The following is a 13,024-nucleotide window of genomic DNA, read 5'->3' as shown; positions in this document are numbered from 1 at the left end:
CACCCGACGATACAGGCAACGTTCAGTTACAGCAATTATACATGCTATTCAGAAATATACATGGAACCGCCAAAGGGTTACAGCCTGTGACACATATCCGTTTTCCTGAAAACGGTCTCGCACTGTCACAGAGACGTCACCCCGGCGTCACCCATCTGTCATACCCGCTTCATAGCCTTGACCTGAAACAGAAACACAGAGGCCAAGCCATGACTGCAACCACCGCGAGCCTTCAACCCCGCCGGGGCCGTAACCTGAGCACCGAACTGACCCGTGACCCGGAGCTCATAGAAGCGGCGCAGCGCCTGCGTTACCGGGTATTCTCCGAGGAGTATGGCAGCGATCTCGGCGCCACAATCCCGGGCATTGATGCCGATGCCTACGATGCGGCATGCGATCACCTGATCGTCACCGACGCAGACACCGGTGAACTGGTGGCCACCACCCGCATACTTCACCAGAACGATACGGCTTCTGTTGGCGGCTTCTACTCCCGAGGCGAGTTTGATCTCGCGGCTCTGGAAGCCCTGCCCGGAACACTGGCTGAACTCGGCCGAACCTGCGTGCACCCGGACTACCGCAATGGCGGCACCATCACGCTGCTGTGGTCAGCGGTGGCGGAGTACCTGGTGCAGCGTAACGTTACCCATCTGATCGGCTGCGCCAGTATCAGCATGGCCGACGGCGGGGCGAAAGCCTGGCATGTGGCCCGGCTTCTGCAACAACAGCATCTGTCTGAGCCGCATTGCCGGGTAACGCCAAAGCGCCAACTGCCACATCTTGCCCATCCGGAATCAGAACGCTCTGTGGACATACCGCCCCTGATCAAGGCGTACATGCGCCTGGGCGCAAGGGTCTGTGGCGAGCCTTGCTGGGATCCTGAATTCCGATGTGCCGACATGCTGGTGCTGCTGGAGGTCAGTAACCTGGCCGGCCGCTACAGCCGGCACTTCCTGCGTCGCCCCGCCTGATTCGGAGGATTGCCGATGAGCTGGCTTCGACTGAGCTTTCGCTTAGCAATGTTTGCAGGCTTCCTTGTCGGAGCCTGCGCGCTGGCGGCTTTGCTCCGGATCTCCGATCTGGCCAGGACCAGACCGGTGGGCAGGAATCCCTGGGCCACAATCTGTTTTCGGAAGGCATGTCAGTGCCTGGGCTGGCAGGTTCAGGTTTATGGCCAGCCCTGCCCGGAAAACGCCCTTTTTGTCGCCAACCACATCAGCTGGTCAGACATCCCGGTTCTTGGCAGCATCACGCCCATGCGGTTTCTGTCAAAAGCGGAAGTAGGTCAATGGCCGGTGATCGGCTGGCTGGCCCGGCAGGCCGGCACGCTGTTCATCAAACGCGGCGGCGGTCAGGCCAGAGCTATCAAAGCCAGTATCGCGCAATGCCTGCAGGCTGGAGAATCGGTGATGGTCTATCCCGAGGGAACCACCAGCACCGGGCTAGCCGTGTTGCCCATGCACGGACTGTTGCTGAGCGCCGCCCGGGACAGCAACACGGCCATACAGCCAGTGTCCATCGGTTATCGGCGAGAACGGCGCCCTGACTCACTGGCGCCCTTTGTGGGCGATGACAGTTTCCACTGTCATCTGTTCAGGCTGCTGCGACAGCCACCGGGGCAGATCATCGTAATATTCCATCCGCCCCTTGGACCGGATCCGGATCTATCCCTGAATGAGCTGACCGGGTGCATACACCAGCAGATCAGCCAGGGCCTCGCCCGCATTCACTCGGGCGAGTTCGACCAGGTACCCGAACGCCCTCTCAGAACAGCGGGCGACCCTGAGCTACCTCGTCTTCAGTAGCCTCGCGACGACCCACGATTTCCAGATCAAAATAGAGGGTGAAGCCGGCCAAAGGGTGATTGGCATCCACTTTGACCAGGTTGCCGTCGATCGCCACCACCTGTACCACCTGGGCCTGATCACCGGAGTTAGTCTGGAATTTCATGCCCACATCCAGGTTTTCAACGCCCTCAAAGAGGGAACGGGGCACCTTGCGCACCAGGTCCTCGCGGTATTCGCCGTAGGCCATCTCCGGTGGCACGGTCACTTCCAGGCAATCACCTACGTTTCGGTCTTTCACCGCCTCCTGAATGCCGGCAATGATCTCGGGGCTGCCGTAGATAAAGTGCAGAGGCTCGCTGCCTTCAGACGTATCCACCAGCTCACCGATGCGGTTCTTGAGCACGTAATGGACGGTAAAAACATCCGGCCGGGTGTTCGGGTTATCGGCTTGCATCAGCTGTTTTCGCTTCCTGTCTTTGTCGCGGGTTCAAGTTGCTGCAGGCCATGTATCACCAGTTTGCGATCCAGCTTCTCCCGAATGCCTGAGGGGTTGTTCAACCCCATGCGTTCGAGCAGCACCGCGTACTGGCCAGTATCGTCTTCAGCCCGGATGGCCTGCCAAAGGGTCGCCAGTTTACCACGGGGAGTGGCGGTTGCGGCTTTCAGTCCTTTAAGGGCTTTCCCCAGGGTCAGCTCCTCATCGGTGAAATCCCGGCCGAACGGGAACGCCGGGAACCAGTCGCCCTTACCGGGTGCAGCCAAAGCCTGGCGAACCGACGCCGGCGTATTGTTCTGCCAGTCCGCAGGCAAGCGGAAATCGTCACGGACCTTGCCCGCCTTCTGGGCCTGTTTCAGCAAATCCGCCTGGAAACGGGAATCGGCAATACGGATCAGCGCCAGGAACACATCTTCGTCGGACCGCCCCCGCAAATCGGCAATGCCGTACTCCGTGATCACAATGTCCCTGAGATGTCTTGGAATGGTGCAATGGGCATAGTTGAATACAATGTTGGACACTACCTGCCCACCCGACATGCGGGTGGCTCTGAGAGCCAGGATGGAGCGCGCCCCGGGCAACTCATGGGCCATCGAAACAAAGTTGTACTGCCCCCCCACACCACTGACCACGCGACCATCATCCAGCCCATCTGACACTGCCGCTCCATTGAGGGTGTACATCATCGCAGAGTTGATAAACCGACCGTGCAAACGCTGGGCGGCTTTGAGCTTCTGATCTCCGAAACGGTGATCGTAAAGGTGGTTGATGAAATTGACACTGGTCATGCAGATCTTGTCACGCTGCTCTGGCGACAGATCTCTCAAAGCCTGGTAGAAGGCCTCCGGCCCCACGTAGAAGCCACCGTGCATGGCAATACCACCGGTGAGCCTTGAACCAAGACCCAGGGCAGCCAGCGCCTCACGGGTCTGATCCTGGCTGAGGTCTGCTTCTACAGCGTGATCTTCACTCAGGCGCAGGCGTCCGCCACGGAATTCCACTGTGTCCCGCAGAATGCCGTACTGAATCAGCCAGTTGACATCCCGCGCCCGCAATGGCGAGTCGATCAGCCCTTCCCGGACCAGCACATCCAGCATGTCGAGCGACGGCGTCAGGGTAATCTCGCCCCGGTTGATCAGAGTCTGCAAACCGGCATGATCAAATACTTCCCGCTTCAGGATGCCCTCCTGCATCAGATACAGGAAGCCATCCACCATCATTTCACTACAGCCATACAGGCCGGTCTCGAACGTACCGGTACCGCCGCAGCTGTCAACCACAGGGAACCTGGATCCCACATCCAGGTGGTCATAAACTGCGCGCCAGGCATCATTGTGCTTGTGGCGCAGAATGGCGTTGTGAACCAGCGAGGCTCCCAGTGAACCGATGCCAACCTGAAGGGTTCCGCCATCCTTCAACAGGCAGCTGGCGTAGAATCCGATGAGGTGATCAGACGGACTGATGGCCATCTGAGGAGCCGAGAATAACGGATAGTCTGTCGATGGATGACTGAAGAGAAGATCAAACTGCTGTTCCTCGACGGCTGCATGATGGCCAAACCAGGGCAGGTACTGATTGATTTCAGCCACCATGGCCACCGGTACGCCCTGCTGTTCACGCTCCCGCAGCAGCGGCAGGATATCGAGTGACAGGTCCGGGTTACAGCTAAAGCTCACCTGGCCCGGAAAGCCATTGGGCTCGCCTGGGGAAACCATCTGCCCCACCACATTCACACCCTGCGCCATCAGATCGCGAACGGCATGGGTGTAGTTGGTGCATACATAGTTTCGCTGCTGGTTGCGATTGTTCAGGTAGCTGCCAGCTTTGAAGAAAAATTCAGACACCTGGACATTGCTTGGCAAGCGGTTATTGGCGACATCACGGGCATAGGCCAGTTCCGGAATATCGCCAAACAGGCGCTTGGCGAAGGGCCCCATGAAACGTTTTTCCAGTGAAGAACTGCCCTCAGGCGCTAACAGGGAGAGCGCGGTCACAATATGCAGCTCAATGTCCGGATCATCCTTGGCACGCTGATAGAGCGCATTCACAAACCTCACCGGCTTGCCAAGACCAAGCGGCAAGCCCAGGGTAATGCGCTTGCCAACCCGTTCAATCACCCGATCAACACACCGTTCTGCGTCGTCGCAATAGACTCCGTTCTCTGCTGCCATTACCGGCTCCTCGTCGCTTGAGAATCTCAATTAAGGTGGATGATCACACGGCAGATTCAAGCTGACAATGCGTCAGGTCATGACATTTTGACAAAGCGGAAGGTCGGGAGAAAGATGGCGGGCACGCCAAGGAACAGCGGTCAGAACTTCCAGCGCAGGTTCAGGCAGGCACCTTCGTTCAACAGGGCGATGCCGTGGTCAGGCTGAGCCGGATCGGAAGCATAGGTCTTTTCAGCAGTGCGGGAGCGGCTGAGGCTCAGGCTGAGCAGACGGGAGCCGATAGCGGTAAGTGCATCGCTGCGGTCGTCTTCATAATCGCCGGACATCCATTCCTGAAGTTCGTAAACATCCTCCGCCGTCGTCATTTCGTCGCGCTCGGCCATCATGCGCTCGGAAAGCATCGGTTCCGACAACATGGGCTGCGCAGCGTCAGCCCGCATCGCAAAGGCGACGCTATTCAGGGCTAGAAGGACGACGAACAGGCGAAGAATCATGGCAACAGGAAATCCGGTATCGACATTGGCTTTATTTAATTCACAGTACCAAAGTCTAATGATTGCGACGAAGATTGGTGTGATTTTGCACACAATTTCGCCAGCGTTCCGTCGCCTGGCACCAGCTTTTTTGTCAATAAATGATCACTTATATTGCAGTATGTAACGATCCTGCCGCTGGTCGGAGCGGCAGGATCGCACCTGGCTACTGCAAGCCCTTATGCATACAGTCTTCAAGGGCAGGGATAGGTGAACTCGGCATGGATCGCCTCGATGGCGGACACGAGGTCGGGGCTCAGAGTCACACTGGCTGCCCCGATGTTCTCCCTGAGCTGCTCCATGGTGGTTGCGCCAATGATGTTACTGGTTACGAACTCCCGACTGTTCACCCAGGCCAGTGCCAGTTGGGCCGGCGTGAGACCATGCTGGTGAGCCAGCTCAACATAGGCCCTCGTGGCGTCCGCCGCACGGTCATTGGTATAGCGACTGAACCGCTCGTACAGAGTCAGCCGGGCCTTTTCCGGCCATTTTCCCCCCAGGTATTTGCCGGTCAGCATGCCAAAGGCCAGTGGTGAATAGGCCAGCAGGCCGGTGCCTTCACGATGGGCGAACTCCGCCAGGCCTGCTTCAAAGGAACGGTTCAACAGGTTGTAGGGGTTCTGGATAGAGACCACCCGGGGCCAGCCACGCTGCTCCGCCAGGCGCAGGTACTGCATCGTGCCCCACGGTGTCTCGTTGGAAAGCCCGATGTGTCTGACCTTTCCTTCACGCACCAGTTCATCCAGCGCTTCCAGTGTTTCCTCAATGGGCGTCATCTGCTCATCGGGATTGCGGTCATAACCAAGCTTGCCAAAAAAATTTGCGCTCCGGTCCGGCCAGTGCACCTGATAAAGATCGATGTAATCCGTCTGCAGGCGCTTAAGGCTGCCCTCACAGGCAGAGCGGATATGCTCCCGGGTCAGCCTCGGGCCACCGCGCAAATACCCGAGGCCATTACCCGGCCCGGCCACCTTGCTGGCGATCACCAGGTCATCACGCTGGCCACGGCGGGCCAACCAGTTGCCCAGATACTGCTCGGTCAGGCCCTGGGTTTCTGCCCTGGGTGGCACTGGATACATTTCAGCGGCGTCGATGAAATTGATGCCCTGCTCCATGGCATAGTCGAGCTGCTGAAAGGCTTCCTGCTCGCTGTTCTGCTCGCCCCAGGTCATGGTTCCCAGGCAGATCAGGCTGACCTCGATATCTGTAAAGCCAAGTTTTCGCGTTTGCATGGAATCTCCTTGCAATAGGTCGATAAGAGACGGGGTATAAACACGTAAACGGAATGTCACGGAGTTGTCGCATTTCTGTCATGGCGTCTTTCCATAGTAAAGGCATGACAGCAGAACCTTCAGGAACCCCCGTGACCGAAGCCCAGTTGACCGAACGGCGACCGCAACACATTACCATTGTTTCCGAGACGTTTCCGCCGGAAATCAATGGTGTTGCCAACACCATGCGGCACCTGTGTCAGGGGCTGATGCAACGGGGCCACCATGTAACCGTGGTGCGCCCCCGGCAGCCCCACGAACAGAAAGGACTGTTTGAGAGTACCGGGAGCGGGTTGTTTTCCACCGAACTGGTGGTTAATGGCTTGCCTCTTCCCGGCTACGCAGATCTGCGCTTCGGTACCGCCCGCCCCTCGAGCCTGAAAAAGCTCTGGCAGAAACAGCGGCCCGACGGCATCTATGTGGCAACCCAGGGGCCACTCGGCGTGGCGGCCGTGAACGCGGCTCGCAGCCTCGCCCTGCCTGTCAGTTCCGGGTTCCATACCAACTTCCATCAGTACTCTCGCTATTACGGAGCGGGCCTGCTCGAACGGTTACTGTGTGCCTACGGTCGCTGGTTCCATAACAGAACAGCCATCACCCTGGTGCCTACCGGTCGCATGCAGCGGGTGACCCGGGACATGGGGATCACCTGCACCGGCCTCTGGAGCCGGGGCGTGGATTGCCAGCGCTTCACCCCCCACAAACGCGACCAATCCCTGCGTCGGCAATGGGGGCTGCACGACAACGAACGTGCCGTACTCTATGTCGGGCGCCTGGCTGCGGAAAAAAACCTGCGCATGGCTGTTGCCTGCTTCGAGCGTATCCGCGGCCTGCATCCTAATGCCCGCTTCGTGCTGGTAGGGGATGGCCCCATGCGCCGCTCCCTGGAAGACCGGCACCCGGACTACATATTCTGTGGCACACGACGGGGCGAAGATCTGGCCCGGCACTATGCCTCCGGTGACCTGTTCCTGTTTCCCAGTAAAACCGACACCTTCGGCAACGTGGTGCTGGAAGCCATGGCCAGCGGACTGGGCATCGTCGCCTTCGACGATGCTGCAGCCGCAGAACATATCCGACATGACGAAAACGGCATGAAGGCTGAACTGACAGACGACGAAGCCTTCGTCAATCACGCCCTGAGACTGGCCGACCAGCCCTCACTGTTGAACCGAGTCCGCGCCCAGGCTCGCCTGGACGCTCTTGAATTGAATTGGAGCAGCCAGATCGACCAGTTTGAACAGCTGGTTTTAAACCAAACTGCACAGGCCCGATACCATGGCATTAACAAGCAAGGCATCTCGCTTCTTTGAGTTGGCAGACCAGCGAGAATTCGCGGTCTGCCAGGCCATTAATCGCAGCGTACGGTTCCGGCCGATTCTGGGGTATTTCCGAGTCGTCAGCCGACTTGGCGACGGTTGGTTCTGGTACGCACTGATTCTCTCACTGCCTTTCTACGCCGGGGACTCTGGCCCGGCCCTGGCACTTCAAATGGCGCTTACCGGGCTCACCTGCACGCTAACCTACAAGGCCCTCAAACGCTGGCTGATTCGCGAGCGGCCTTTTATTTCGTTTCCGGTTATCAACTGTGCAACGCCGCCACTGGACCGGTACAGCTTTCCGTCCGGCCACACCCTGCACGCGGTGTGTTTTCAGGCCATGCTGTTCGTTGCGCTCCCGGCCCTGGCCTGGTGTGTGCTTCCGTTCACCTTGTCAGTGGCGGCATCCCGGGTCATTCTCGGGCTCCACTACCCCAGCGATGTCCTGGCCGGCGCCTTGATTGGTGGCACCATGGGATGGGCCTCTATGCAGTGGCTGGCCGGCTGAGCCCAACCCAGGCAGTTGCCGCATTCTGGTCTACACTGATTCCGGAGAATCCTGCCGGAGTGAGTCATGAACACAAAGATCCTGCTGGTCACCGGGGCCGCAATTATTCTGGCGCTGGCGCTCCTGTGGCCGACCAATACCCCGCCACCCGAGTTACCGCCAGCCGGAAACGCTCCGGATACCGCTTCAGATCCGGCCGAGGCACCCCCGCCCTCTTCCGATACCCTGACACCTGAACAACAGGCACTGCTGGACAACCCCAAGGTCAAGGCTTACGCCCAGCGGCTTGAATTTGAAGATGACCTGCACGATTTCTTTGCCAACGCCCCATCTCTCCCCGAACAGAAGCGCCGGGCCCAGGCCGATGCCCTGCAAGAGCGTATGAACGAATACGAAGGATCTGCGCAGGTGAGCGCTCCGGAAGCCGCGTTGATTCAACTGGCGATGATCCAGATTCTGGAGCCGGATGAGGAGGCAGCAAAAGCCGCCGCACAGCAACTCATGGACAGGTACCGGGCTGAATCCGGAGCCAGACTGCAGGCCTGGCTGGATGAACCCAGGCCGGACTTCGAACGCTACAAGGCCCGGGAAAAGGCAATTGTGGGAGAAGTGATGGCCATGGATGATATTCCCGGCGGACTGACCCGGGACCAATACCTGCGTGAGCGCCTTCAGGAAGCTCGGGTAGAGGCCATGGGCCGGTCCGCCGGCAATAATCAGAGCAACTGATCCAGCGACCAGTACAACAGGTTGAACGGTTTGTTGTAATCGGCCACCGTATCGGTCTCCGAGGCCTGCATCACCGCACCGCTGCCATTCATCACGTTATTGACGAAATCCCCCAGTTCCAGGCCCAACTCCTGAATATCCGAATTGGCGAACTCGATAATGGACGTGCAGTGACTTTCATTCACGTCCCGAAACATGGGCAGGTAATAGCCGAAGTTATCCAGCCCGGCCAGCGTCTGCGTCAACCGTTCGGTATCCACGGCCCACTTCTGATGCAGCAAAGCCTCCTTGGTGGCCTGATCCGGCGCATTCTCGATCTCCGGGAAGAAGCGCTCATAGGAATAGGAGGAGTAGTTCAGGTCCCGCCAGAAATGCGTATGCCCCATACGGTCCTGTGGCAGCGCCGTCGCCAGCGCAGGATACAGGCTGCCGAGGTCATTCAGGTTCAGTGCCGGTAAACCGGACTTCAGGTAAGCCAGCGGGCCGCCCGGCTGGTCCAGCCCCCAGGATTGCCTGATGAAGCTCTGTAGCAGCACCGAAGGATACTGCTGAGGGTCGGCGCCAACCGGCGCACTGAAGGCAGGGCCTGAATCGTTGATCAGGAAACTTCGAGTCGGCGCCATGTCCCGCCGGGTTGGGTGATAGTTGGTCAAGCCACCAATGCCACCAGCACTGCAACCGGTCGCCAGCATCTGCCCGGGGCGTTGCAGGTTGTCCTTGAGCCAGCTGATCACCGCCCGGGTATTCCTCAGGCCGTTGTGATGCCAGACCAGAGGTTCCGCCTCGCCTTCAGGATCTTCATACACCGCCACCCGGTCACCGGAATAGATATCCCCCGTACAGTAGGGTACGTAGACCATGTTCCAGTTCTGGGTTTTTACCCGGGTCCAGGGATGCAGACGAACCACAAACGGGCTCACCAGGCTGGCTCCGGGATTCAACAGAGACATGTAATCATCCGGGATACCATCGGGATTACGAGCTCCCCGGATCCCGGTCTGGCCACTGCAACTCTCGTAATCCCAGCAGGCACCGCCACCTTCGAAATAAACCACGGTATTGGAAGTGTTCGGCACCCGGTTCACGAAGAACTTGTACTCCGAACCGTTACCGCATACAGCGCCGGTTTCCGGCGCCAGTGCGATGGTCTGCCACTGGTAGTAGGCCCCCGCCGAGAAATTCTCGTAGCCATCGGGATTGGCCAACAAAGGGTAGGCACCCTGGCGCTGATCCGATGTCACCGGATTATCGGCACCGGGCGGCGACGCCAGGTTACCCAGGGTTCGCCAGAATCCATAATCCCCCAGCTCCGCCGATGCCGGAGCCGACAGCAACAATAACAACAAGCCCGCCAGCGCACCGGAGCGCCAGGGGCCACAACAGCCAGCTTTGTTCATTCTTGTTCTCCTGCGATTGTCGTTTCGGGGCGGGCGTGGCCCGCAACGCTTACAGCAGGATAGCGTCACCTAAAAGCTAGAGGTGACACACTGTCACGTCAAAGCGGCAGCCATACCGTTTTAACCTAAAAAAATGGCGGATATGCCCGCGGGGACCGAAGTCAGTCAAACAGGCGCAACTGGGTGACCGGAGCATCGTCATTGCGGAACCGGACACCCACTCCCAGCAGGCGAACCGGGCGGTCTTTGGGCATCAGCTCTTCGAGCAGTGGTTGGAAATCCACCAGAGCCGGCTCGGTAACGGACTCCCGAACCCGCTCCAGCGTGTGGGTGGAAAAATCGCTGTAGCGGATTTTCACGAACAGCTTGTGTATCGGCTTGTGCTGCCCCTTGCGCGAGAGGCGAAGATTGAGGTCGGCCACCAGGGCCGGCATCACGGTATCGCAGGCGCTCCGGTCCGGGAGGTCCTGGGGAAAGGTGCGCTCGACGCTCACCGACTTGGCCACCCGCGACACCACAACGGCGCGATTGTCCCGGCCATGGGCCATTTCAAACAAACGATAGCCCTGTTTGCCAAACTTCTCGATCAACACGTCGGCACCCAGCGCCTGCATATCGCCACAGGTTTTCACACCCAGGGCGTGCAGCCGGGCCGCGGTCACCTGCCCTACACCGAAGAGCTTTTCCACCGGCAGCTCGCTTACAAAGTCGGCTACCTCCGGCGGCGTAATCACAAACAGACCATCGGGCTTGCGCCAGTCACTGGCAATTTTGGCAAGGAACTTGTTGGGGGCCACGCCGGCGGAAATGGTAATGCCGACTTCCCTGCTCACCCGCTCCCGCAGGTGCCGGGCCATCAGGGTGGCACTGCCCTTGAACGCGTCAACATCGGTCACATCCAGAAACGCTTCATCCAGGGACAAGGGCTCAACCAGATCGGTCATCTCCCGCAGTATCGCCATCACCTGCTGGGAAACTGCCCGGTAACGGCCCATGTCCGGCGGTACCGTAACCAGGCCGGGGCACAACCGCCGGGCTTCGCTGCCGGGCATGGCCGAACGCACACCAAAAGCCCGGGCCCGGTAGTTGCAGGTGGTCACCACGCCACGGCCGCCCTGGCCACCCACTGCCAGCGGAACATCCCGCAAGCTTGGGTCGTCACGCATCTCGACGGCGGCATAGAAGCAGTCGCAGTCCACATGAATGATCTTGCGCTGGGCCATAGGGGCGGGCTCACGTTAACAATCTGTACGTTTATACAGCCTTGTATCTTACGGTAACATGCCGAGAATGTCAGGAAATCCCGATAGTCCCGGCAAGCAACAGCGAGGCCCCATGAGCAACCCGATTCCCGAGTCTGAACGCACCGAAATCGAAGCCGCCGCCTTCCGGCGCCTGGTGCAGCACCTGCGTGAAAACAACGACGTCCAGAACATCGACCTGATGAATCTGGCGGGTTTCTGTCGCAACTGCCTGTCCAAATGGTATCGGGCCGAAGCGGGAGAGCGGGGGTTCGACATTTCAGATCCGGACGCCCGGGAAGAAATCTACGGCATGCCGTACGAAGAATGGAAAGCCAACTACCAGACCGGCCCCAAGCAGGATCACAAATAATGAATGTTAATGAAGCGGTTCGTATCCACCTGGCCTCAGTGCAGGCCGGTCATGCCGATTTCGACGACACCCTGAAACTGATCAATCAGTATTTCGAATTTCGGCCCACCGGTTTCAGCAACGGCCCGCTTCGCAACGAGACTGGCGAAAACGCTGGCTCCTGCCGGGTCTTCGGCCTGGGTCAGTACTGTAATCTGAGCGAGACCGACACCCTTCGCCTGTTCGCCCAACACTACGAGCAGGTGCTCGGCGACCCGGCCGGGGACAGCCATGGTAACATTCGCCAGTTTATCAGCACGGGCTGGTCCGGCATCCGTTTCGATGCCCCTCCGCTGCGCGCCCTCGGAGATGCCCATGCCTCAGACACCGGAGAACAGGTCCATCCATGAGCGATTCCGCAGCCACCGACACAAAACAGAGCTTTCAACTGAAGAGTGCCAGTGTTTCCCTGACCGCCCTTGAGCTTTACTACTTCGACAACGACGAATTTGAAGCCAATCTTCGGGACAAGATCAGCCAGGCGCCGGGCTTCTTCAAAGACATCCCGCTGATTATCAGCCTGGAGAAATATGAAGGCCTGGACAGCGAACTCGATTTTTTCAAGATGATCGGAACCTGCCGCCGTCACAACATTCACGTGATTGGCGTTCGTGCCGCCAACGACGATCAACGCCGGCTTGCCCGGGGAGCCTCCCTGGCACTGCTGCCCGGCGGCAGCCTGAAAGAAAGGCCGGCGCCGGAAGCCCCGGCAGAAGCAGAACCGGAAGCGGCCGCTGCACAGGAGCCTGCAAACGAACCGGCACCGGCAAAAATCATCAATCAACCGGTTCGATCGGGCCAGCAGGTATACGCGCCGGAAGGCGATCTGATCATCCTTGCGCCGGTGCAGGCCGGAGCCGAAGTTCTGGCTGCCGGCAATATTCATGTTTACGGCCCGTTACGCGGACGGGCGCTGGCCGGCATTCACGGTGCCGAGTCTGCCCGGGTGTTCTGCCAGTCACTTGAGGCGGAGCTTGTGTCCATCGCCGGACACTATAAAATCTCCGAAGATCTTCAGGACATTGGCTGGAAAAGCGCTGTGCAGATCCAGCTCAGGGACGATGTGCTGGTGGTGACGCCACTGGACAAGGCCTGATGTTGTGACAACCGATAACAACAGTTGAAACCATGACGAATCCACCGAGAAACAGGAACTGAAC

The 13,024-nt window shown here is 59.0% G+C and carries 14 protein-coding genes; 8 read left to right on the top strand and 6 right to left on the bottom strand.

Annotated elements, in window-relative coordinates; all coding sequences use genetic code 11:
* The first annotated feature begins 209 nt into the window (after positions 1-209).
* Together C7436_RS15775 and C7436_RS15770 are read left to right on the top strand one after the other, a co-directional pair.
* The gene (locus C7436_RS15775) at positions 210-971 is read left to right on the top strand and encodes a GNAT family N-acetyltransferase (RefSeq protein ID WP_023011508.1); all 762 of its coding nucleotides are present in this window, start codon (positions 210-212) and stop codon (positions 969-971) included.
* Between the two features lie 15 nt (positions 972-986).
* The gene (locus C7436_RS15770; protein ID WP_121208413.1) at positions 987-1,805 is read left to right on the top strand and encodes a lysophospholipid acyltransferase family protein; all 819 of its coding nucleotides are present in this window, start codon (positions 987-989) and stop codon (positions 1,803-1,805) included.
* Here the strand turns inward: C7436_RS15770 and C7436_RS15765 are convergent.
* The 4 genes from C7436_RS15765 to C7436_RS15750 form a co-directional block, all read right to left on the bottom strand.
* Positions 1,765-2,241, bottom strand: coding sequence for an FKBP-type peptidyl-prolyl cis-trans isomerase (locus C7436_RS15765; protein ID WP_011785787.1), 477 nt, complete (start codon positions 2,239-2,241; stop codon positions 1,765-1,767). The two genes, C7436_RS15770 and C7436_RS15765, sit on opposite strands and share 41 nt — an antisense overlap.
* Entirely contained in the window at positions 2,241-4,454 is a 2,214-nt protein-coding gene (locus tag C7436_RS15760) for an acetyl-CoA hydrolase/transferase C-terminal domain-containing protein (RefSeq protein ID WP_121208412.1), read from the bottom strand. The genes C7436_RS15765 and C7436_RS15760 overlap by 1 nt, the downstream gene beginning before the upstream one ends.
* Before the next feature lie 140 nt (positions 4,455-4,594).
* Positions 4,595-4,948, bottom strand: coding sequence for a hypothetical protein (locus C7436_RS15755; protein ID WP_011785789.1), 354 nt, complete (start codon positions 4,946-4,948; stop codon positions 4,595-4,597).
* 233 nt (positions 4,949-5,181) lie between these two features.
* On the bottom strand, positions 5,182-6,219 hold the full coding sequence (locus C7436_RS15750; protein WP_023011505.1) for an NADP(H)-dependent aldo-keto reductase: 1,038 nt from the start codon (positions 6,217-6,219) through the stop codon (positions 5,182-5,184).
* A 104-nt stretch (positions 6,220-6,323) separates the two neighbouring features.
* Between C7436_RS15750 and C7436_RS15745 the strand changes: the two genes are divergently transcribed.
* The 3 genes from C7436_RS15745 (at position 6,324) to C7436_RS15735 (ending at position 8,814) form a co-directional block, all read left to right on the top strand.
* Positions 6,324-7,571: a glycosyltransferase family 4 protein gene (locus C7436_RS15745; RefSeq protein ID WP_081432101.1), complete on the top strand. Its 1,248-nt coding sequence runs from the start codon at positions 6,324-6,326 to the stop codon at positions 7,569-7,571.
* Positions 7,537-8,085, top strand: a complete 549-nt coding sequence (locus tag C7436_RS15740; protein WP_011785792.1) for a phosphatase PAP2 family protein — start codon at positions 7,537-7,539, stop codon at positions 8,083-8,085. Before C7436_RS15745 ends, C7436_RS15740 begins: the two co-directional genes overlap by 35 nt.
* A 66-nt stretch (positions 8,086-8,151) precedes the next feature.
* Complete coding sequence (locus tag C7436_RS15735; protein ID WP_121208411.1) at positions 8,152-8,814, top strand: hypothetical protein; 663 nt, start codon at positions 8,152-8,154, stop codon at positions 8,812-8,814.
* Here the strand turns inward: C7436_RS15735 and C7436_RS15730 are convergent.
* A complete protein-coding gene (locus C7436_RS15730) occupies positions 8,802-10,211 on the bottom strand; it encodes a pectin acetylesterase-family hydrolase (RefSeq protein ID WP_121208410.1) in 1,410 nt (469 codons plus the stop codon). The two genes, C7436_RS15735 and C7436_RS15730, sit on opposite strands and share 13 nt — an antisense overlap.
* Positions 10,212-10,372: 161 nt before the next feature.
* Complete coding sequence (dinB, locus tag C7436_RS15725) at positions 10,373-11,434, bottom strand: DNA polymerase IV (RefSeq protein WP_121208409.1); 1,062 nt, start codon at positions 11,432-11,434, stop codon at positions 10,373-10,375.
* A gap of 112 nt (positions 11,435-11,546) precedes the next feature.
* On the opposite strand from dinB, the gene C7436_RS15720 reads away from it, so the two are divergent.
* The 3 genes from C7436_RS15720 to minC are packed head-to-tail and all read left to right on the top strand — an operon-like array spanning position 11,547 to position 12,960.
* Positions 11,547-11,825 carry a DUF1244 domain-containing protein gene (locus C7436_RS15720; RefSeq protein WP_011785796.1) on the top strand — a complete coding sequence of 93 codons (279 nt, stop codon included), beginning with the start codon at positions 11,547-11,549 and terminating at the stop codon, positions 11,823-11,825.
* Positions 11,825-12,214 carry a HopJ type III effector protein gene (locus C7436_RS15715; protein ID WP_011785797.1) on the top strand — a complete coding sequence of 130 codons (390 nt, stop codon included), beginning with the start codon at positions 11,825-11,827 and terminating at the stop codon, positions 12,212-12,214. Before C7436_RS15720 ends, C7436_RS15715 begins: the two co-directional genes overlap by 1 nt.
* Positions 12,211-12,960, top strand: a complete 750-nt coding sequence (gene minC / locus C7436_RS15710) for a septum site-determining protein MinC (RefSeq protein ID WP_121208408.1) — start codon at positions 12,211-12,213, stop codon at positions 12,958-12,960. The genes C7436_RS15715 and minC overlap by 4 nt, the downstream gene beginning before the upstream one ends.
* The last annotated feature ends 64 nt before the right edge of the window (positions 12,961-13,024 follow it).

It is taken from the genome of Marinobacter nauticus, from assembly GCF_003634635.1.
In the GTDB taxonomy this organism is placed as follows: Bacteria; Pseudomonadota; Gammaproteobacteria; order Pseudomonadales; family Oleiphilaceae; genus Marinobacter; species Marinobacter nauticus.
This window is presented reverse-complemented; position numbering and strand designations above follow the sequence as displayed.